Here is a 20,948-nt window from a genome sequence, read left to right on the forward strand (position 1 = left end):
GTGATGGCGGCGATGCGGTTCCGGCACCCCCACGGCCGAGGGCACTACCTTGACCGCTCCGGCCGAATTTCTCCAGATAACAGCTAACCCCGGTTGACAGCTCCAGTCAGGCTAGGTTTAACTTCCGTCCACAGAAATTAGCACCCTCGGAGGAAACATGCGTACGACCGGGAAAATCGCCACCGCCATGGCGGTGGCGGCCGGTGTCATAGCGCCCGCAGCAGCCGTTTCGCCGGCAAGGGCGGAGACCTCGGTGAATCCCGCCTACCTCGCTTACCACGCGGCGAGCGCCGGGCGGCACGCCACATACACCAGGGCCCTCACGAAGCAGGGCTACCGCCCCATCACCGTCAACGTCTCGGACGACGGCAAGTACGCCGCGGTGTGGATCAGGCGCACCGGCCCGGCTTGGGGGATTTATCACGAGATGTCATACCCCGCCTATCTAAGGCGGTATGCCAACTACATCAAGAAGGGGTACCAGCCGGCCTCGGTGTCCGCGACCGGCTCGGGCAGCAGCGTGAAGTTCGCCGCCATCTTCGAGAAGAAGAGCGGCAAGTTCCAGACGCGGTACAACATCAGCGCCTCCCAGTTCGCATCGATCAACCAGAAGCTGTCATCGGCCGGCTACGTGCTCACGTCCGTCGACGTGTACGGCGGTGCCGCCGACCCGCGTTACGTGGGGGTCTGGACGGCCAACCCGGGCGGGAGCTGGTTCTACACCTCCGGGAAGACGTCCGCACAGCACCAGGCCGAGTACGTCAAGCGCACCAAGCAGGGCTTCCGGCCGACGCAGGTGGCCGTGGGTCCGGACGGCACATATACGGCCGTCTGGCGCAAGGACGGCCTGCGCACCTGGTCCCACTTCATCGACATGTCGAGCTCGGGCTACCAGTGGCGTTTCGACCAGCAGCGCGCCCGAGGCCTCTACCCCGTTCAAGTGAACAGCGAGAGCGGTCGTTACGCGGCCGTCTTCGTCAAGACTTGACGCGAAAGCGGACCGCCGGCCCCCGCCCAGGGCAGGAGCTGCTATTAACTTCGACTATAAATTAATAGCGCTAACTGGCTTCAGCAGGCAGAAAAAAGCTCAGCCGATGAGCGCGAACGGGTCGGCGTAGAAGCGCTCGAGCACGCAGGTGGCAGCGGAGATCACGGGCGCGTTGTCGTCGAGGGCGCTCGGTGTGATCATGTTTTCCGCGTCGAACTCCCGCCGCATCCACCGCCGCGCCTCTCCACGGATCTCGTCGATGTGGTCGGGCACCAGCAATGGCGTGCCGAAGACGATGACCCGGTCGGGGGCGAGCAGGTCCATCACGATCACGACGGCCTCGCCGATCGCGCGGGCGCGCTCGCGCAGCAGATAGTCGGCCAGGGCATCACCGCCACGGGCGAGCTCGGCCAGATCGTGGATCGTCTGCCCCTCACCGAGCAGCCCTTCGCGTACGGCCCTGCCGACGACGGCACGATCGCCGGCGATCGACATGAGACAGCCGCCGCGGCCGCACTCGCACGGCATCTGAGCGGGCCGGGAGAGCGGGAGATGGGCGATCTGCCCGGCACCCTCACCCTGACCGCGGTGCAACTCGCGGCCGATGACGATGCCGGCGCCGATCACGTTGCCGATGAACAGGTGCACGAAGTCCTGAATGGTCCGATCGGCCCCGAACCACATCTCCGCCCTACACAGGGCGCGCTGGGTCGACTCGACGACGAGGAGACCGGGAAAGCGGCTGGCTGCCAGCGCCGGGACGTCGACGTCGGTCCAGCCGAGCACGTCCTGGTCTCTTATGCGGCCGGAGGCCCCGTCGACCCGGCCGACCGTGGTGAAGCCGGTGCCGATGATCTGCGCGGTCGTCTCCCGGGCGAGCTCGGCCACCCGATCGGCGGCCTCGGCGACGACCACCGCGGGGTCGAGCTCGCCGTCGTGCGCGATCCGCACGGAGCTGCCGACGAGCCGGCCGCGCAGGTCCACCAGGCCAATGGTGGTGCGGCGCAGGCCGACGTGGATGCCCACGGCATGGAAACGCGTGGAGGCGAGGTCGAGCGGCACGCGCGGGCGGCCGGCATCGCCCGACACGAGTGCGGGCAGCTCCTCCAGCAGCCCCGCCCGGGTGAGCTCGGCCGTGATGCGGGTGGTCGCCCCCGAGCTCAGGCGGAGCCGTTCGGCGAGATCGATGCGCGGAGCAGGCCCCTCCCTGAGCAGGGCCCGCAGCAACGCGGCCACGTTGTGCCTGCGCACGTCGAACGTCGCCGCGGCACGAGAGGCCGCAGTCGGGCTCCGCATGGCCATCACTCCCCTTACGCACAGATTTTCTGCGTAGTGGAATTAAACGGCTCGAAGACCAAGCCCGTCAACGGGCGAGCCATCCTGCTTTAGATCGTACCAGGGGCTGGTCACGGAGATTAACTTCTGTTAGAAGTTTAACCTGGCCTTTGATGGAAGGAGAAGGAAATGACCGTCGACAGCACGCCTTCGCGGCGTTCGATCCTGCGCGGCGGCGCGGCCGTGCTCGGCGCCGCAGGCCTCGGCCTGCTGCCAGCCGACCCGGCCGTGGCGGCCACGCCCCGGTGGCGAAGGGGGCGCTTCCCCGGCGACCCTGGCAAGAACAAGATCGTGTACGGGTCCTCGATGGGCCCGCAGCAGACCGTGCCGAGCTTCGAGGCCGGCATCGGCACGACGCTCGGCTGCCACCGCAGCTACTTCAAGTACGTCAATGACGAGCAGTGGCGTGACATGCGGCGGGTCGCCCTGGACGACATCAAGCACCATCGCATCCCCGTCATCTCGACCAAGCTGCCGGGCCCCTGGCAGGAGGTGGCCGACGGCAAGCACGACGCCTGGCTGCGCAAGGTGGCCTCGGCGCTCGGCAGCGTGCCGGGCCCGGTCTGGTTCTGCCTGCACCACGAGCCGCGCGGCGAGCAGACCCCCGCGGCCTACCGCGCGATGTACAAGCACGCCACCCCGATCCTGCACCGGTTCCCCAACATCGCCGTGACCCCGATACTCAACGGCTGGATCTGGCAGGGCGGCGACGACGTCGAGGCGTGGCACATCCCCGAGGCCGACCTCATCGGCGTCGACGACTACAACCCCTGGTGGACCTACGACACCTCGGAGCCCAAGTACCGCCCGTGGAAGACACCGGAGAAGATCTGGGGCGGCCCCGTCGCCACCTGCCGCAAGTGGGGCAAACCCGTGTTCGTGGCCGAGTACGGCGTCCGCCACGCCTCCCGGGAGCCGGGCAAGTCCGCCGCCTGGCTGGTCGACGCGTACGAGTACGCGCTGGATCATGGGCTGGTGGCACTGTCGTACTTCAACTCGGGCGTGGAGTCCCCGAACGGCACCTGGGTGCTCGAAGGCGAGCGGCTCGACGCCTTCAAGAAGCTCATCCACCGCCCCGAATCCGTTCACATGGTGTGAGGATCGACCATGATCCAGCGGCAGGAGGCCGTCGTCGTCACCGGCTCGGCGGGACGGCTCGGCAGGGCGGTCGTCGAGCACCTGGTGACGGCGGGCGTTGAGGTGGTCGGCGTGGACCGCGTGGCCGCGCCGGCGCCTCCCGGCGTGCGCGTGTACACCATGCCCATCGGGCACCCCGGTGCGCTGCGGACCGTCTTCCGGGGTGCCCGGGCGGTCATCCACCTCGCCGCCATGCCCAACCCGCGCACCGGCCCAGGGCACACGATCTACACCACCAACACCGCGGCCACGTACGCCGTGCTCGACGCCGCCGCCGCCGAGGGCGTGCCGCGCGTGGTGACGGCGTCGAGCGGGTCGGTACTGGGCATCTCCGGCGGGCCGCGCGAGCTGTCCCCGCTGTACGCTCCGGTCGACGAGGCGCACCCGGTACGCCCGCAGGACGGCTACGCCCTGTCCAAGCAGGCAGACGAGGCTGCCTGCGCGATGTTCCACCGGGCCACCGGGCTGTCGGTGGCGGCGCTACGCTTCCCCGCCATCGGTACCCCCGAGCTGCTGTGGGAGCGGATCCGCCGGGAGCGGGCCGAGCCGGGTTTCCTGCGCCGGGGCCTGTGGGCGTACGTCGAGGTGCGCGACCTGGCCCGGGCCTTCGCCGCCGCGGTGACCGCCGAGGGCATCGGCTGGGAGGTTATCGCGGTGGCCGCGGCCGACACCCTGAGTGAGGTGCCCACCGAGGAGCTCCTGCGCCGCCACCACCCGGACACCGCCATCCGCCGGCCACTGCCCGGGCACGCGTCCGTGTGGGACGTCGGCAAGGCGGCCCGGGTGCTCGGCTGGCGGCCGGAGTTCACCTGGCGGGAGTCGGAACGCGCACCGGCGTGACCACGGTCGGCCGGGACGCGGCGCAACGCGTCCCGGTTGACGGCGGTCAGCGTGGGTCGTGGCTGTCGAGGGAGAACTTCCGGATGAACCCGTCCACCTCGGTCAGGTTGGGATCTCCCGGGCCGTCGGGGATCGTCGGGCCTGGCGCCCGGCAGTACGGCCCGTCGATGAGCCCGCGCCGCCAGGCGATCGCCTTGCCCATCGCGAGCGGTCTGCCCGGCACGGGCCACCACGACTCCAGCCGGGCAGCCAGCCGCGCGTGCAGGGCCAGGGCGGCCTTGTGCTCCCCCGCCTGCCACAGGCGCAGGAGGCGAAGGTAGAGCTCCACGAAGCCGCCGCCGGGCTGCACGCCCACCGCCCCCGCCTCCAGCGCCTCGGGCAGGTCGATGCCCGCGTTCCCGGCAAGGCACGGCACGCCGCGCTCGCTGAGCGCGCGGATGTACGCCCCGGGGGAGCGGCATTCGACCTTCACCGCGGCCAGGTTGGGATGGGCGGCGCGCAGCCCCGCGAGATCGCCGGGGTCGAGCCGGGCGCCGGTGTCGCGCGGGGCGAACTGCACGACCACCGGCAGCGGCCCGGCCGCCTCGAGCACCGCGGACAGATGGTCGAGGACCATGGCGCGGGGAGGGTCGCCGAAATGCGGCGGCAGCACGTTGATCGCGCCCGCGCCGAGGCCGGCGTACCGCCTGACCTGCCGGGTGGCCAGGCAGGTGGCGTGCTCGGCCACGGAGGCGATCAGCAGGTGTCCCGGTGGCACGGTCCCGGCCAGGTCCGCCATGAGTTGCAGCCGCTCGAGGTCGCCCAGCGCGAAGTACTCCGAGGCGAATCCGGGGAACATGACCGACCCGACGCCCAGTTCCCACGTGTGCCTGCTTACCCGCTCGAAGGAGCGGCGGTCCAGCGACCCGTCGGCGCGGAAAGGCGTCGGCAGCACAGGGCTGACGCCCTGGATCACCGGACGGACCACGCTCACGCCGTTTCCGGGAGGAATGCGAGGCCGGGAGTGAGGGCGATGCCGAGTCCCGGGCCCGTGGGAAGGGGCAGGCCCGCCCCCGTCACGGTCTCCTGCGGGGTGACCACGGCGGCGCGGTCCACATCCTCGCCGTACATGAACTCCACCAGCGTGACATCGGGGTGGACAGTCGACAGATGGGCGCACACGGCGGTGCTGATCGGGCCGCAGGGATTGTGGTACGTCACGTCGACGCCCGTGACCTTCTCCGCCAGGCGCAGCAGCGGCGTCAGGCCCGCGGTGTATTTGGGGTCGAGCAGCAGCACCCTCAGATGGCCCGTGGAAAGGGCGGCGGCCAGCTGCTCCGCGGTGTGGAGCGTCTCGCCGCCGGCGATGGGCGCCCTGGCGAGGGCCGCCAGCCAGCGCACGGCCTCGGGGTCGGTGACGTCCACGGCGTCCTCCAGCCACGCGACACCGAGCGCGTCCAGCCGCGGCACGGCCACGGCGAGTTCTTCCCTGGACAGCTTGTGATGCACGTCGATCATCAGCTCGGCGTCCTGGCCGATGGCCTCGCGTACGGCCTGGGCGATCGCGAGCCCGGTGTCGACGATGGACATGCCGGGCAGCGGCGGTCCGTCGAACGGCGCGACCTTGATCTTGCCGTGGCCGTCGGCGACCGCGGCAGCGGCCTTGGCGGCGAAGTCCTGCGGGCGGCGTCTGCCGCCGCTGCGGTTGATGTTGGCGTACACCGGGACGCTCTCGCGCCGCTCACCGCCCATCCACTGCCACAGCGGCACGCCCTCCGCCTGCGCGGCGAGGTCGGCCAGTGCCATGTCGAGGCCGCCGATCACGGTACGCCGCAGGAAGCGCGTACGCGGGTCGCCGTGTGCCGCGCACTCGCGACGCAGCCGCTCGCAGAGGTCCTGTCCCCCGGCCTGCACGTCGGTCCCGCGCACACGGGGTGCCAGCTCCGCGACCGTCTCCGGGACCCGCTCCGGCCACCCGCTGTCGGAGCACTCGCCGGTCCCCACCAGGCCGTCCTCGGTCTCGACCTCGAGGAACATCCATGTCGATCTCTGTGTGGCGCGGAAACGGCGCAGGCGGAGGTCGGTGATGCGCATGCTCATACGGGGCCCTTCCTTCCCTATAAGTTGTGCTCGGAAGATAATAGGCGGACCCTTGGGCGTCAACATGTCGCCAGGCTTGACCTTCTGGCGCCAAATGTCTTGACGGCGCCGTTACTCCAACATTAACTTCAGACAGGAATTAATCCTGCGGGCCGACGGAGGTATTCCACCATGAGCAACCCGCCCGCTCGAAGAGACGTCCTGCGTTGGGGAGCCACGAGCCTGGCTCTGCTGGGCGCAGGCGCCGCCGGCTGTACCTCCGCCGTCGAACGGGAGGCCAGGAGCAAGAGTGCCGCGGGGACGCGTGGCGGCCGGCTCGTCATCGCACAGGGCACCGACATAGTCCCCAAGACCGTGGTCAACCAGTCCGCGCAGAACGCCACCTGGCGCAGACAGGTCTTCAACAGTCTGGTCCGCCTCGACAGAAAGACGCACGAAGTGCTCCCCGAGCTGGCGACCGCCTGGGAGACGAGCGAAGGCGGCCGCGTCGCCACCCTGACTCTCCGCGAGGGCGTCACCTGGCACTCCGGCCGGCCGTTCACCGCCGACGACGTGCGATTCTCGGTGGAGTTCCAGAGCGACATGCAGCCGCCGTTCGCCTTCGCCTGGCTGCTCAAGCAGCTCTCCGAAGTCAAGGCAGTGAACTCCGATACCGTGCGGCTGGCCTTCGACGAACCGGTCAACAACCTCTTCGACGCGCTGTCCCTGATGATCGTCCTGGACCGGGAGTCGGCCCAAGAACTCATCACCGGCGCCAAGGTGGTCGGCACCGGACCGTTCACCTTCGCGGAGTACCAGCAGGGCACCAGCCTGCGGCTCGACCGCTACGCCAAGTACTGGGAGTCCGGCAGGCCCGGCCTCGACAGCGTCCTGGTCAGGGTGATCACCAAGCCGGAAGCCCGCATGTCCGCGCTGCGCTCGGGCCAGGTGCACCTGGCCACCGGGGTCGGCCCCATGGAGCTCAAGCAGGTCGAGTCCGACCAGAAGTTCGCCATCACTCCGTACGACACCTACAGCTCCGGCGTCTACCTCGGCTGCAACGTCAACGCGGGTCCGCTGAAGGACAAGCGAGTACGCCAGGCCATCCACTACGCGCTGGACCGGCGCCGGGTCGCAGAGGAAATCTACCGAGGCAAGGCCACCCCGAACGCCACCCCGTGGTCGGCCACCAGCCCGGCTCACAACCAGACACTCGCCGACCACTACGCCCGCGACCTGCCCAGGGCAGTGAGCATGCTGAAGGAGGCCGGAGCTGACGGCGCAGAGCTGATCCTGGAGTCGGCCCAGCCGGTGAGCAAGTCCGCGGAGATCGTCGAGTTCAACCTGCGCGAGGCCGGGCTCCAGCCGCGGCTGCGCGTGCTCAACACCACCCAGCAGCAGGAGCGCATCGAGAGCCGCAGCTTCGAGGGCATGTGGATGGGCCAGCACGGGTACAACAACCTCTCCCCCACCAACCTCCTCTACAGCGCCATGCCCTACCGGGCCACGCAGAACCTGTTCAACTTCGACTCGGAGCAGTACGAGAAGCTCGTCCAGGCCGCCCTCCGCGCCACGGGCGAGGCGGAGCAGCGCACGGCCTACGACGCCGTCACCGAGTTCATCCTGGACGAGGCGTTCTGCTGTGACCTCGTCCACGCCACCAGCACCGCAGTCACCAGTGGCGTCTCCGGCTGGGACTACACCGTCTGGGACGACGTCCTGCTGGGAAACTCGACGGTGGTCTGACGCGTGCTGTCCTACCTCGCCCGCCGCGTCCCGACCGCGGCACTAACCGTCCTTTTGACCTCGGTCGTAGTCTTCCTGCTGATCGGCCTGCTGCCCGGCAGCCCCGCCTCGGTCATCCTCGGCGACCAGGCCGACCCGGCCGCCGTGGCCGCCCTGGAGCAGCGCATGGGCCTGGACCGTCCGATGCTGCAGCAGTACGCCGACTGGGCCCGCGGACTGGTCACCGGCGACCTCGGCACCTCCTACGTCTCCGGCGCGCCGATCGCCGACACACTCGGCGCGGCAGCGGGTGCGACCGTGGAGCTGGCTCTGGCCAGCCTGGTCGTCACCGTCCTCACCGGCGCGGGTTTCGGCATCGCAGGGGCCATGGCCCGGCGGCGGGTGCCCCAGACGCTTATCCGCGGTGCCAGCGCCCTGATCTTCGGCGTGCCGGAGTACGTGCTGGGCATCCTGCTGATCCTGCTCTTCGCGATCAGCGTGCGCCTGCTGCCCGCCGGCGGCCGCGAGCCGCTGCTGGCCGACCCGGAGATCGGCATCCAGTACCTGGCCATGCCCGCCATCGCGCTGGGGCTGCACTCCGGGGTGGTCGTGGGCAGGTTCCTGGAGACCGAGTTGCGCAGGCAGCTCGAGGGGGAGTACCTCGACACCGCGCACGCCAAAGGCGTCTCCGCCCGGCGGGTGCTCTGGCGGCACGCCTTACCCAACGCCCTGCCGCCGGTCGTCACGGTGCTGGGCATGCGCGTCGGCCACCTGCTCGGCGGCGCCGTGGTCATCGAGGCGGTGTTCGCCTGGCCCGGGCTCGGCCAGGTGCTGGCGAACGCGGTCGTCAACCATGACTATTTGATCATCCAGGACCTGGTCGTCTACTTCGTCGTCGTCTTCATCGCCGTGCAGGTGGCGGGTGACCTCATCCACGCGGCTCTCGACCCGCGCGTCAGGCTGGAGGGTGAGGCGTCATGAGAACGCCCCGGGTGCTGCGCGCCCCAGGAGGCGCGGCGGGCGCGGCGATCGTCCTGGTGCTGGTCGCGGTGGGCCTGCTCGCGCCGTGGCTCAGTCCGTACGCGCCAGACTTCCAGCAGGCGGGCGCGGTGCTCGAGGGACCGTCGGCGGGCCATTGGTTCGGAACCGACGACCTGGGCAGAGACGTGCTGTCCCGGCTGCTGTACGGCATCAGGCAGGACGTGGTCATCATCGTCCTGGCCGTGCCGCTCAGCAAGGCCGTCGGCATCGCTTTCGGGCTGCTCGCGACCACGCACCGCGCCGCCGACGTCCTCATCCAGCGCCTGCTCGACGTCAAGCTGGCCTTCCCGACGGTGATCATGGGAGCGGCGCTGGCGGCGTTCCTCGGCCCGGGGTTCTCCACGGTGCTGATCGTCATCGTGATCAGCGGCATCCCCGTCACCGCCCGGTTGACCAGGACGGCGGTGCTCACCGAGCGCGAGCGGGAGTACGTCACCGGAGCCCGCGTCGTGGGCGCCTCCCGCACCGCGATCCTGGTGAGGCACATCCTGCCGAACGCGGTCGACGCGCTCGTGGTGAACTTCGTGATGTCCGCGGCGGGCGCCGTGTTCCTGGAGGGGGCGCTCAGCCTGCTGGGCTTCGGCATCCAGCCACCTGCCCCGTCGCTCGGCGGAATGATCGAGAAGGGGCTTCCCTACCTGGCGGAGCAGCACTGGGGCGTTCTGGCGCCCATCGCCGTGCTCACCGGGCTGGTCATCGGACTCAACCTGCTCGGCGACGCACTGAACGCGGCCCTGCGCCGCGGATGACCCCCTGGAGAATCCGTGAACGACAGCCAAGACCCCATGCTCCAGGTGCGCGACCTGCGGGTCGACTTCCCAAGCCGGCCGGGCCGCGTGCAGGCCGTGCGCGGGGTGAGCTTCGACGTCCATCCCGGCGAGTCGCTCGCCATTGTCGGCGAATCGGGCTCGGGCAAGTCGGTGACGGCCCGCAGCGTGCTGCGGCTCGTACGCGACCCGGGCCGGATCGTCTCCGGTTCCATCCGTTACAGGGGACGCGAGGTCCTCGACATGTCCAGGGCCGAGCTCGCCCGGCTACGCGGCGGCGAGATCAGCATGGTCTTCCAGGACCCCCTGTCCTCGCTGAACCCTGTCATGACCATCGGCGAGCAGGTCGCCGAGGCCGTACGGGCACACGGCCACGACCGCCGCCACGCCCGTGCCAGGGCCGCGGAGCTGCTGGAGCTCGTGGGCGTGCCCGACCCCGCGCGGCGGCTGGCCGACTATCCGCACCAGTTCTCCGGCGGCATGCGCCAGCGTGTCATGATCGCCATCGCGCTGGCGGGCGACCCGTCGCTCATCATCGCCGACGAACCCACCACCGCCCTGGACGTCACGGTGCAGGCGCAGATCCTGGAGGTGTTCGGGCGGCTGAACAAGGAGCTGGGCACCGCGGTCGCCGTCATCACCCACAACCTCGGCCTGGTGGCCCGGCTGTGTGACCGGGCCCTGGTCATGTACGCGGGCCAGATCGTCGAGGAGGCCTCCGTGGCCGCGCTGCACGACGCGCCGCGGCATCCGTACGCGTGGAGCCTGCTCAAGTCGGTGCCCCGGCTCACCGGCGGCGCGAACCGGCTGGAAACAATCCCGGGCCGGCCACCTGACCTGCGCCGCCCGCCCGATGGCTGCGCGTTCGCGCCGCGCTGCGCGTTCGCCGAGGATCGCTGCCACGCGGCAGCGCCACCGCTGACCGCACGGGACCCCAGCCACCAGGCCGCCTGCTGGGTCACCGACGGCGGGCTGCGCCTCACCGTTGCCAGCCGCTCGCATACGCCTGCCGAGTCGTCCCCCGCGCTCCCACCCCAGCACGACGGAACCGATGCCGAGCACGGCCAGCGCGAGCCCGTCGCCGATGTTCTCGTGCTGTGCGACGTGCACAAGAGCTACCCGGTGCAGAGGCGCGGGCTCGGCCGGCGCACCAAGGGCGAGGTCAAGGCCGTACGCGGCGTGAGCCTGCGGCTGGCCCCCGGCGAGACGCTCGGGCTGGTCGGCGAGTCGGGCTGCGGCAAATCCACGCTCACCCGCATCCTCCTGGGCCTGGAGAAAGCCGATTCAGGGTCCGTGCTCGTGCGGGACCACGACCTGACGGCCACCGACGGCCGCAGGCTGACGGATCTGCGCCGGCAGGTGCAGCTCGTCCTGCAGGACCCGTACGCCTCGCTCAATCCGCGGCACACCGTCGGCCGCCTGGTCGCCGAGCCGCTGCGCATCCATGGGCTGGCGGAGTCGGGCCAGATCGAGCGCAAGGTGGCCGAACTGCTGGAGCTGGTCGGGCTCGACTCGGCCATGGCGGCCCGGCTGCCGCGCGACTTCTCCGGCGGCCAGCGCCAGCGCATCGCCCTGGCCAGGGCCCTGGCCGTGGACCCGTCGGTGCTGGTGCTGGACGAGCCCGTCTCCGCGCTGGACGTCTCGCTCCAGGCACAGATCGTGAACCTGCTGCTCGACCTGAAGGACCGGCTCGGCATCGCATACCTGCTGGTCGCCCACGACATAGCCGTGGTCAGGCACATGAGCGACCGCATCGCCGTGATGTACCTGGGTCAGATCATGGAGGAAGGCCCTGCCGACGAGGTCTGTGCCAAGCCGCTGCACCCGTACACGGCTGCGCTGCTGTCGGCGGTGCCCGAGCCCGATCCTGCGCTCGAACGCCATCGGAGCCGGGTGGCGCTGTCCGGGGAGGTGCCCAGCCCGCTGGCGCCGCCCTCAGGCTGTCCCTTCCACACGCGATGCGCCCTGGGGGCAGGGCGGGAGATCTGCCGCGCGGAGCGGCCGGTCGCGCACGAGGTCGCACCGGGCCGCTGGTCGGCCTGCCACTTCAGCGAGGAGACGGCATGAAGATCACCGACATTCGTGCGGCACCTGTGCGGAGTGGGCGGCGTACCTATCTGTTCGTGCTCGTCGACACCGACGAGGGCGTGCTCGGCCTCGGCGAGTCGGGGCTCGCCAGCCGCGGAGCGGCGGTGTGCGGGGCACTCGAGCACATCAGGCCGATGCTGGTCGGCCAGGACCCGATGCGCACGGAGCAGCTGTGGCAGGTGATGTCGCGCGGCGGATTCTTCCCCGCCGACCGGGTGCCGGCCTCGGCCATCGCGGCCATCGACATCGCGCTGTGGGACATCAAGGGCAAGGCGCTGGGCGTGCCCGTGCACGTCCTGCTGGGCGGGCGGGTCCGCGACCGCGTCCCTTGTTACACGCACGTACGGGCGGAGGGAAGCGATCCCACCGGAATCGCACGGGCCTGCGCGGAGCTGCGCGAGGCGGGGTGGCGGGCGCTGCGGCTGGCACTGCCCGTACCCGGGGAGGCGTTCGAGCCGCGCGCGGCGGTACGCGCGGGCGTCGAGTGTTTCGCGGCGGCCAGGGAGGCGGTGGGCGAGGACGTCGACCTGATTCTCGACGTGCACACCCGTCTCGACCCGCCCGAGGCGGTGCAGCTCTGCCGCGAGCTGGAACCCCTGCGCCCGCTGTTCGTGGAGGACCCGCTGCGGTGCGAGAACCTCGGGGCCTACCGCAGGCTGCGCGAGCGCACCGCCGTACCGCTGGCGGCCGGCGAGCAACTGGCGTCGAAGTGGGAGTTCCGGCCCCTGATCGAGGAGGAGCTCGTCGACTACGCCCGGATCGACCTGTGCATCGCGGGCGGGCTCACCGAGGCCGCGAAGATCGCCGGCTGGTGCGAGACGCACTACATTCGCGTGGCCGTGCACAACCCCCTCGGTCCGGTGGCCACCGCCGCGGCGCTCCACTTCAACCTGGCGTGCACCGCGTTCGGCGTCCAAGAGCAGCCCTACATTCCCGGCGACCTGCTGCCCGGAGTGTTCCCCGCGGCACCGGAGTGGCGCGACGGGAGTCTGCTGCCACTGGAGGGGCCGGGCCTCGGCCTGCAGGTCGACCTCGACGCGCTGGCGGCTGCCCATACGTCTGTCTGGAACGAGCCGCCGCGCCTGTTCCGCGGCGACGGTTCCTTCACGAACTGGTGAGATGCATGGAATTTCCTGAACTCTTGGTCATTTACCGTGGCCTGGCGCCCTGCGACGTCCTCGCGGCCAGCGACGCGCTCCACGCCGCGGGGGTGACGGCCTTCGAGACGACCATGGACAGCCCCGGCGCGCTCGACTCGATCGCCGGGCTGTCGCGGCGCCTCGGCGGCGGCGCGCTGGTCGGGGCGGGCAGCGTACGAACGATCGGCCACGTCAGGGCGGCCGCGGACGCCGGCGCGTCGTTCCTGCTCTCGCCTCACTTGGACGAGGGCCTGGTCGCGGCGACGAAGGCGGCCGGGATGGTCTCGATCCCCGGAGCATTCACGCCGACCGAGGTCGTCCAGGCACACGCCGCCGGCGCGGACCTCGTCAAGATCTTCCCCATCGCACCTGCCGGCGCCGCGTACGTCGAGCAGCTGCGCCAGCCGCTTCCCGACGTGCCGCTGCTGGCCACCGGCGGGGTCACCGCCGAGCTCGGCAAGCAATGCCTTGTGGCCGGCTGCGCAACGGTGGGCGTCGGCGCCGGGCTCATCGACGCGGACGCTGTCAAGTACAGGGATTGGGATCGGCTGGCGGACGGCGCGCGCCGCTACCTGGCCGTGCTGCGCGACAAGGATGAATGACGGAGAAGGGACCGATCATGCATGACGACATCTCCGGGGTACGGCTGAGCGGCCGCCCCCATGCCGGTGACGGGCCGCGTTACGAGGTGGTCGAGCCCGCGACCGGGCGGCCGATCGGGCACGTCGCCACGGGCACCGGCCGCGACGCCGCACGAGCCGTGGACGTCGCCGCCGCCGCGCTGGAGGAATGGCGCACCACGTCGGTCCCGCGACGGGGCGCCGTACTACGCGCGATCGCCGGGCGGCTGCGCGCCGCCAGCGGCCTGGCCGAGACCGTCGCCCGCGAGACCGGCAAGTGCCGCCGTGAGGCGAGCGCCGAACTCGCCCTGGCCGCGGACTACTTCGACTGGTACGCGGGCCTCGCGCACACCCTCACCGACCAAGTGCTCTCGGTACGCCCCGGCCTGCGGCACCACGTGCGCACCGGACCGATCGGCGTGGCCGCCGTGCTGACGCCGTGGAACTTCCCCGTCTCCATTCCGGCCCGCAAGATCGCGCCCGCTCTCGCCGCCGGTTGCGCCGTGGTCTTCAAGCCGTCCGAGCTGTCGCTGCTGGCCAGCCTCGCCTTCGCCGAGCTCTGCGAGTCCGAGCTCCCCGAGGGCCTGCTGAACACGGTGGCGGGGGACGGTCCGGAGATCACCGGCGCCTGGCTGGACGATCGGCGCGTGCGCCTGCTGCACTTCACCGGCTCCACCGCCGTCGGGCGGAGCATCGCCCGGGCGGCCGGGGCGGCACTCACACCCGTGGTGATGGAGCTGGGCGGGCGCGCGCCGTTCATCGTGCTGCCCGACGCCGACCTCGACGACGCCGCGGACACGCTGATGGTGGCGAAGTTCCGCAACAACGGGGCCTCGTGCATCGCCGCCAACAACGTCTGGGTCCACGAGGAGGTGCGTGCGGAGTTCCTCAACCGCCTCGCCGGGCGGATCTCGGCCCTGGTTCCCGGCGACCCGCTGGACGAGCGCACGACCCTCGGCCCCGTACGCACCCACGAGATGGCCGCGCGTCTGGAAGGTCTCATCGCCGCGCTGGACTCCGCAGGCGCGCGGGTGCACTGGGGCCGGCGAGCGGAGGCGAGCGGCTGGTACGTGCCACCGGCGCTGGTCGTCGATCCGGCTACGGATGGGCCGGAGTGGCGGGAGGAGGTCTTCGGTCCCGTCGCGCTGGTCCGCTCCTTCACCGACCTGAAGGAGCCGATCGCCGACGCCTCGACCACCGCGCACGGCCTGGCCGGGTACATCTGCACCGGCGACGCCGCCGCGGGCGCGAAGCTGCTCGCCCGGCTCGACGTAGGCATCGGGGGCGTCAACGTGGCCACTCCCGCCACGCCAGAGATCCCCTTCGGCGGCCGCGGCGACAGCGGCATCGGCTACGAGGGCGGACTGCCCGGCCTGCTTCCGTTCCTCACCCATCAGAGCACCGCGGTGCCCCACCCATGACCGCCGACCTGGCGCTCGACGCGCACGCGACGGTCGCGGAGAGCCCCGCCTGGGACCCCGGGCGGCAGGCGCTGTGGTGGGTGGACATCCCGGCGGGGCGGGTGCATCACTTCTCCCCCGCCACCGGCGAGGACGTGAGCTTCGCCGCGGGCGAGCCGACCGGCGCCGTGGCCACCCGCCGCGACGGCGGTCTGCTACTGGCGACGGCGACGGGGATCGTCGGCTGCGCCGCGGACGGCTCGGGACGTACTGTCCTGCACGAGGTGCAAACCAACCCATCGGGCGGACGCTGCAACGACGGCAAGGCCGACCCATGGGGACGCTTCTGGGCAGGGACCCTGCTCCCTGCTGCCAGGGGCGCGGGCGCGCTCTACCGCCTCGACCCCGACAACACGCTCCACACCATGGTGACCGGCGTCTCGGTCTCCAACGGCCTCGGCTGGAGTCCCGGCGGGCGCACGTTCTACTACGCGGACTCACCCACGGGCGGCGTGGACGCCTTCGACCACAATCCGGAGACGGGCGCGCTCGGCAACCGGCGGCGCCTGATCGACATCGACCGCGGCCGCCCCGACGGGCTGACCATCGACGCCGAGGGATTCCTGTGGGTGGCGCTGTGGGAGGGATGGGCCGTGCAGCGGTTCTCGCCGCAGGGCCGGCTCGTCACGACCGTCGAGATCCCCGCACGCAAGGTGACGAGCTGCGCCTTCGGCGGCCCTCGCCTCGACACCCTGTATGTGACCACCGCCCGCGTGGGCCTGTCCGAGGAGGAACTGCGCGAGCAGCCACACGCCGGAGGAATCTTCGCGGTGACGACCGCAGGGCGGGGACAACACCCAGGGGTGTACGGCTGATCGACTGGCTCGAACCCAGTCATAACGATCGCGCGCCGGCGATCAGGGCGTCGATGTCGTCGCCGTGGAGCCCGCGAGGCGGACAAGGCTCGTCGCACCACAGATTGAAGATGCGAAGCGGAGATACCAGTGAGTGGGAAAGTGACAGATCGCTTGCGGACGACGCCCTGGAGAGATCGGCGCACCGGCACGGATTCATACCCCGAGATCATTGCCGCCGACGAATGCGATCTCTCTACCGGTGGGCGTGTGGTCGATCTCGGTGTGGCTCTTCTGAGGATCATGCGATTTCGCCCGGTATGCCTCCAGCGAGAGACCCATCACCCACCGGCCCACGACGAGGACATCGTCCAACTCATCCTGCCCATGCGCGGCACCGTCGACGCCACATGGGCCGGGCGACACGACACAGTCAACGAAGGCGACCTCTACGCCCACGACCTCACCCACCTCGAAGAAATGAACCTGCAATCCGACGGACGAGACACCCTCGAACTGGCCCTTGTCACCATCCCCAAACCAGTACTCCCCCTACCAGACGATGCGATGACACCCCTGCTCGGGCAAGGCATGCCCGTCGACACCGGAGTAGGCGCTCTCCTCAAACGATTCATCCAGGACCTGGCCAACGAGAAACTGACACTCACTCCAGCCGACGGACAACGGCTCGGAATGGTGCTGGTAGACCTCGTGACCGCGTGTTTCTCCAGCCTCCTCGAATCCAGCCCCATCCCACGACCAGGCTCCCAACCACAAGCCCTCACCCAACGCATACGCGCCACCATCCAACGCCATCTCCACGACCCCGACCTCAGCCCACGCTCCATCGCCGCCGCACACCACATCTCCGTCAGCTACCTGCACCGCCTTTTCCAACAACACGGCCACACCGTCTCAGCCTGGATACGCGACCAACGACTCCAACGCGCCCGACGCGACCTCGCCGACACCGCCCTGATCAACATCCCGATCCACAAAATCGCCACCCGCTGGGGATTTCGCCGCGCCGCCGACTTCAGCCGCGCCTTCCGCACCGCCTACGGCCAATCCCCGCGCCAGTTCAGGTCATCCCTACCGAGCACCTGAACGCGCGGACACCGATGAATAGGCTGCACCGCAGCACAGCGCGGCGGCGAGGGCGCCGGCACCGCACAGTCCCACGGCGGCCGAGGCGGTGATACCGAGCTCGGACACCCATCCGGTCAGCAGAAACCCGCCGCCCTGACCCGCGGCGATGCCGGCGACCGCGACACCCATGGCCCGTCCCCGGTAAGCCGGATCCGTCCGCTGGACGAACATCGCGTTGAGCGGCGTGCCGAACGAGCACCCCACGCCGCAGCAGAACAGCAGGAGGAGAACCACGGGGGCCGGCGGGTGCGCGAGCATGGGCAGCAGCGCGACCCCGGGGAGCACGGCGAGCGGCGCCAGGATGCGGTCGCGAACGGAGGAGGGGATCCAGCGGGTCAGGATCATCGCCCCGGTCGCGTAACCGAGGGCGATCGTGGCCATGAGCATTCCGGCGAGCGACGGGCCACCGCCCAATTCACCCGCGAGAGGATAGGCGATCGCCTCGACGCCGAAGGCGAAGGCCGGCACCAGCCAGACCAGGAGAAGGCAGCATCGCAACCAGGGATCGGTGAAGACGTAGCGCACCCCTTCCAGCGCCTCTGCGAGGGGCGACCAGCGGACGCCGTGGTTTTCCCGCGCGGGCCGAGGCCGGACCCCTCGCCAGATGAGCAGCGCGGAGATCGCGAATGTCACGGCGTTCACGAGCAAGGCGCCCGTAGGTGTGATCAGCAGGACGGTGGCGCCGCCGATCGCGAATCCGGCCACCTGGCTGATCTGGTAGGTGAGGTTGGTCAGGCCGTTTCCGGCGATGTACGCCTCGCCGCTGAGCACTTCCGGCATCAACGCGGCACGTGCGCTCGTGAATGGCGGAGTGAACAAATGTGCGAGATAGAGCAGTGCGATCGCCGCGCCGATCGGCATTCCCGGAATCGCCAGTGCTGCGACCAGCACGGCCCGGGCCAGATCGCAGACGATGAGCAGGCCCCGGCGGGCGAACCTGTCGGCGAATGAACCCAGCACCGGGCCGAGAGCGGACGGCAGGAACGACGCGGCGAACGCCACCGCGGTGACCGCCGCGGAACCGGTCCGGTCGAACACCAAAACAGCCACGGCGACGGACGAGAGCTGGTCACCCACGTAGGAAAGGGCATAGGCCGGGTAGAGATAGCGGAATTCCCGCACCCTGAAAAGACTCGCAAAGCTGGCCATCGCAGAGAGTCACTTCGCGTGAACGGGGGCCCGGTACAGCTTCGCCCCGGACGTGCGCGGGTAACGGCGGGCAAGAGAATCCCCACCGGTGTGGGGACGATCCCGCGCGACGGTTCGCTGCGCCGCCGCGGTGGCGGGTGACACCAGCAGAGGGGCGGGCAACACGAGCATCAACAGTCTTTTCAATTTCCGCATTCCTCCACCTTGTGCGGCGTGCCGCTGTCGTAGGGCCATTGCAGGAGTCCCGTCTGGTGCGCAGAGGGGGCATGGCGTAGAACAGCACTCGAGGATCACCTCGAGTGCTGTTGCACCTTCACCCCGGTTTTAGCCCCAGCCACTGGTACGCATGACACACCCCCTCTCGTCACAACCGATCAGATACAAGCCTTCAAGACTTCTTTCCCGATGTCGTTGGCCTGGGATCGACAAGTTATTCGCTCGGCGTGCAGACCGGGTTTCAAGCGCCCACGCGATCCGCTGCAATATTCGTGTTTCCTCGAGCCCCGGCACTGGCCTACCATCGCCGTTGGCGACGGGACGTCCCGTTCCTTCGGCAGCGCACGCGTCCCCGCCATGGTCGTGCCACCCGCCCCGTTCGCCTACCGGTCCGTAGAAGCGGCCGGCCTGAAAGGCCACGGCGACAGCGACCTCACCGGATCATCCTGCGATCCTCTCTGCTCGAGTAGACGCAACGCCAACAAAGTGTCCATTCCACGCTGAAGCTGCCCCCTTAATTCTCGGCAGACTTCCGATAGATAGGGAATGCCAATGAGGGTTGGACATGCACTCGGCCCGATGGCGGTCGCCACCGCTGTGACGGCCACCGCCACATTCACCGGTGGGTACCTGCGGCCGCGGACGATGACGGCCCACGCAGCAGCGGACGGGCCAGCCTGTACGAAAGAGGATCTCAATGCCGACAAGGGCGTGGAGGGCGACAACTGGCACAATTTCCGGGAAAACAATAGGGACTTCGGGGATTTTAACTGGCGCGACGCCTGGGGTAAGGACTGCGGCGACGGCATGGACAACGAGACCAGTTCGGCCAGGAACAGAAGCGGGTGTTACGCCACGCTCTACCAGCACGTCGGATACGAGGGTGCAGCGACCTGGGTGAAACCGGATGCAAGATACGACGACGGCAAGCTGTCGAACAATTCCGTTGGCGACAACCGGGCGAGTTCACTTCGGTTGATCTGCTGACGAATCTCGGTGCGCATGAGAAGCAACCGACCACCCTCGCGAAGGGCGCATTACTCCCGAGGGTGAAATTCTCTTTCATTGCTGTGGCGATTGCCATGCCGGCCGCCCGTTTTCGTCGCCGGTAGTCGCTTTGCCGGGCACGGGTCACCTCATCACGGCATTATCGAAGCAGTCCCCGACCCCAGGGCCAAAGCGTTCTCATGTTGTGAGACCGAGTAGCTGAAGGCCGTCTTCGGGACGGCTGCGGTGGTCGGTGGCGGCGGCGATGTCGGTCCAGCAGATCAAGCGTGGCAGGCCGATGGCCAGGTTGCGCTGGCTGGCCAGGATGCGGGAAGTGGATCCGGTCCTCACCCAGCCGCCGGCCCACCCAAGGGGTTCGACTGTAGACGCTCTGCCAATAGCAGTGAATGCTTCGCTATCGACAGGCGTACGACATGCGACAGATCCTGGTCTTGAGGAATTGGCTACAGTCCGCCATTCCGCAACGTCGAGACCTCCTACGGGGGAATAGTGCGCTCTATCATCACGACGCTGGCACTCGGTGCTATTGCCAGCACATCCGTTCTAACTGGTTCGGCTACAGCCGCGGCTGGACCGGCCGGATCAGCAGGAGGGCAAATCCCAGACTCCGTATCCATGCAGACAGCCCTACCGGCATCTCAAACCCTGGCCGTCACACGCAGGAGCTCCAAGTGCAACTCTCCGAAGGGCAAGCGCTTCAATGTCTCCTGGGGCGAAGGGGGACAGTCAACGACTTTCTACTTCAATAATCACTGCGACAAGAAACGTCGCATCTTCGTCTATCCCGAGGGCACCGACCAAGTAGTGGACTGTATCGAGGTCAACCCGCACACCAAGGGCAGGAAGAAGATCGGAAGAACAACCGACGATATCGACGTCCGACTTCTAAAGAAGAAATGCCCCTGAGCCTGAATCCACGACAGGGCCACGGCATAGGGAAGAGAATATCGGAATTTCCGATTCAACCTGACGCCCATCCGCTACGACGCCGGTTGTCCGGGGTACGCAGCCAAGGCCGTTGCGTGTTGATGGACGCTCGCCAGCTCGGTGAGGCAGGTGTTGAGGGCACCTCGGGGTGCACATGACGAACGCGACCCCTGATGATCGTCGGTGTCAGCCAGTCGATCAAGAACAGGGGCCGCGTTCGCGTGCCATCATCCCCGATCGACGTGCTCTCCCGCCACTTGAAGCACGTCACCGTCGCCAGACTGCCCGCCGAACCGCTCGATCTGCCCACGCTCGCCGAGCTCCTGGACACCATCCCGGACCCGCGCAGCCGCCGGGGACGACGCCGCTACCGGCTGGGCCAGCTGCTCGCGTTATCCCTGCTCGCCGTACTCGGCGGCGCGACTTCCCTGGCGAAGATCGCCCGATTCATCACCGGGTACGACCCCGATCTGCGCGCCCGTGCCGGCCTGCCCGGCACGATGCACC

The 20,948-nt window shown here is 69.3% G+C and carries 18 protein-coding genes and 1 pseudogene; 15 read left to right on the forward strand and 4 right to left on the reverse strand.

Annotation, left to right across the window (positions count from 1 at the left end; all coding sequences use genetic code 11):
- Positions 1-157 precede the first annotated feature (157 nt).
- On the forward strand, positions 158-988 hold the full coding sequence (locus tag ACIBVN_RS51560; RefSeq protein WP_397148715.1) for a hypothetical protein: 831 nt from the start codon (positions 158-160) through the stop codon (positions 986-988).
- Positions 989-1,087: 99 nt separating this feature from the next.
- Here the strand turns inward: ACIBVN_RS51560 and ACIBVN_RS51565 are convergent, their stop codons facing one another.
- A complete protein-coding gene (locus ACIBVN_RS51565) occupies positions 1,088-2,284 on the reverse strand; it encodes an ROK family protein (RefSeq protein WP_397148717.1) in 1,197 nt (398 codons plus the stop codon).
- Positions 2,285-2,452: 168 nt separating this feature from the next.
- Between ACIBVN_RS51565 and ACIBVN_RS51570 the strand changes: the two genes are divergently transcribed.
- Both ACIBVN_RS51570 and ACIBVN_RS51575 read left to right on the forward strand, forming a co-directional pair.
- Positions 2,453-3,421: a hypothetical protein gene (locus ACIBVN_RS51570; RefSeq protein ID WP_397148718.1), complete on the forward strand. Its 969-nt coding sequence runs from the start codon at positions 2,453-2,455 to the stop codon at positions 3,419-3,421.
- A 9-nt stretch (positions 3,422-3,430) separates the two neighbouring features.
- Positions 3,431-4,300 carry an NAD-dependent epimerase/dehydratase family protein gene (locus ACIBVN_RS51575; RefSeq protein WP_397148720.1) on the forward strand — a complete coding sequence of 290 codons (870 nt, stop codon included), beginning with the start codon at positions 3,431-3,433 and terminating at the stop codon, positions 4,298-4,300.
- Positions 4,301-4,346: 46 nt separating this feature from the next.
- On the opposite strand, the gene ACIBVN_RS51580 is transcribed toward ACIBVN_RS51575, so the two are convergent.
- Positions 4,347-5,273, reverse strand: a complete 927-nt coding sequence (locus tag ACIBVN_RS51580) for a dihydrodipicolinate synthase family protein (protein WP_397148722.1) — start codon at positions 5,271-5,273, stop codon at positions 4,347-4,349.
- Positions 5,270-6,379 (reverse strand): mandelate racemase/muconate lactonizing enzyme family protein, encoded by a 1,110-nt coding sequence (locus tag ACIBVN_RS51585; RefSeq protein WP_397148724.1) that lies wholly within the window; start codon positions 6,377-6,379, stop codon positions 5,270-5,272. The genes ACIBVN_RS51580 and ACIBVN_RS51585 overlap by 4 nt, the downstream gene beginning before the upstream one ends.
- 171 nt (positions 6,380-6,550) lie before the next feature.
- On the opposite strand from ACIBVN_RS51585, the gene ACIBVN_RS51590 reads away from it, so the two are divergent.
- From ACIBVN_RS51590 to ACIBVN_RS51630, 9 genes are all read left to right on the forward strand, one after another.
- Positions 6,551-8,104, forward strand: a complete 1,554-nt coding sequence (locus ACIBVN_RS51590; RefSeq protein WP_397148726.1) for an ABC transporter substrate-binding protein — start codon at positions 6,551-6,553, stop codon at positions 8,102-8,104.
- Between the two features lie 3 nt (positions 8,105-8,107).
- Positions 8,108-9,064 (forward strand): ABC transporter permease, encoded by a 957-nt coding sequence (locus ACIBVN_RS51595; RefSeq protein WP_397148728.1) that lies wholly within the window; start codon positions 8,108-8,110, stop codon positions 9,062-9,064.
- Entirely contained in the window at positions 9,061-9,873 is an 813-nt protein-coding gene (locus ACIBVN_RS51600; RefSeq protein ID WP_397148730.1) for an ABC transporter permease, read from the forward strand. Before ACIBVN_RS51595 ends, ACIBVN_RS51600 begins: the two co-directional genes overlap by 4 nt.
- A 15-nt stretch (positions 9,874-9,888) precedes the next feature.
- Entirely contained in the window at positions 9,889-11,958 is a 2,070-nt protein-coding gene (locus tag ACIBVN_RS51605; protein ID WP_397148732.1) for a dipeptide ABC transporter ATP-binding protein, read from the forward strand.
- On the forward strand, positions 11,955-13,097 hold the full coding sequence (locus ACIBVN_RS51610) for a mandelate racemase/muconate lactonizing enzyme family protein (protein WP_397148733.1): 1,143 nt from the start codon (positions 11,955-11,957) through the stop codon (positions 13,095-13,097). Before ACIBVN_RS51605 ends, ACIBVN_RS51610 begins: the two co-directional genes overlap by 4 nt.
- Before the next feature lie 23 nt (positions 13,098-13,120).
- Entirely contained in the window at positions 13,121-13,720 is a 600-nt protein-coding gene (locus ACIBVN_RS51615) for a bifunctional 4-hydroxy-2-oxoglutarate aldolase/2-dehydro-3-deoxy-phosphogluconate aldolase (RefSeq protein ID WP_397148735.1), read from the forward strand.
- A complete protein-coding gene (locus ACIBVN_RS51620) occupies positions 13,717-15,159 on the forward strand; it encodes an aldehyde dehydrogenase family protein (protein WP_397148737.1) in 1,443 nt (480 codons plus the stop codon). Before ACIBVN_RS51615 ends, ACIBVN_RS51620 begins: the two co-directional genes overlap by 4 nt.
- Positions 15,156-16,013: an SMP-30/gluconolactonase/LRE family protein gene (locus ACIBVN_RS51625; RefSeq protein WP_397148739.1), complete on the forward strand. Its 858-nt coding sequence runs from the start codon at positions 15,156-15,158 to the stop codon at positions 16,011-16,013. The genes ACIBVN_RS51620 and ACIBVN_RS51625 overlap by 4 nt, the downstream gene beginning before the upstream one ends.
- Before the next feature lie 141 nt (positions 16,014-16,154).
- A complete protein-coding gene (locus ACIBVN_RS51630) occupies positions 16,155-17,099 on the forward strand; it encodes a helix-turn-helix transcriptional regulator (protein ID WP_397148741.1) in 945 nt (314 codons plus the stop codon).
- Here ACIBVN_RS51630 and ACIBVN_RS51635 read toward each other — a convergent pair.
- Positions 17,085-18,263 carry an MFS transporter gene (locus ACIBVN_RS51635; protein WP_397148743.1) on the reverse strand — a complete coding sequence of 393 codons (1,179 nt, stop codon included), beginning with the start codon at positions 18,261-18,263 and terminating at the stop codon, positions 17,085-17,087. The two genes, ACIBVN_RS51630 and ACIBVN_RS51635, sit on opposite strands and share 15 nt — an antisense overlap.
- An 822-nt stretch (positions 18,264-19,085) precedes the next feature.
- Here ACIBVN_RS51635 and ACIBVN_RS51640 point away from each other — a divergent pair.
- From ACIBVN_RS51640 to ACIBVN_RS51650, 3 genes and pseudogenes are all read left to right on the forward strand, one after another.
- Entirely contained in the window at positions 19,086-19,493 is a 408-nt protein-coding gene (locus ACIBVN_RS51640) for a peptidase inhibitor family I36 protein (RefSeq protein ID WP_397148745.1), read from the forward strand.
- Between the two features lie 510 nt (positions 19,494-20,003).
- Complete coding sequence (locus ACIBVN_RS51645; RefSeq protein WP_397148747.1) at positions 20,004-20,420, forward strand: hypothetical protein; 417 nt, start codon at positions 20,004-20,006, stop codon at positions 20,418-20,420.
- A 194-nt stretch (positions 20,421-20,614) separates the two neighbouring features.
- Positions 20,615-20,923: pseudogene (locus ACIBVN_RS51650) on the forward strand (transposase family protein); the annotation flags it as partial.
- Between the last annotated feature and the right edge of the window lie 25 nt (positions 20,924-20,948).

The organism is Nonomuraea sp. NPDC049400, from assembly GCF_044466425.1.
Lineage (GTDB): Bacteria > Actinomycetota > Actinomycetes > Streptosporangiales > Streptosporangiaceae > Nonomuraea.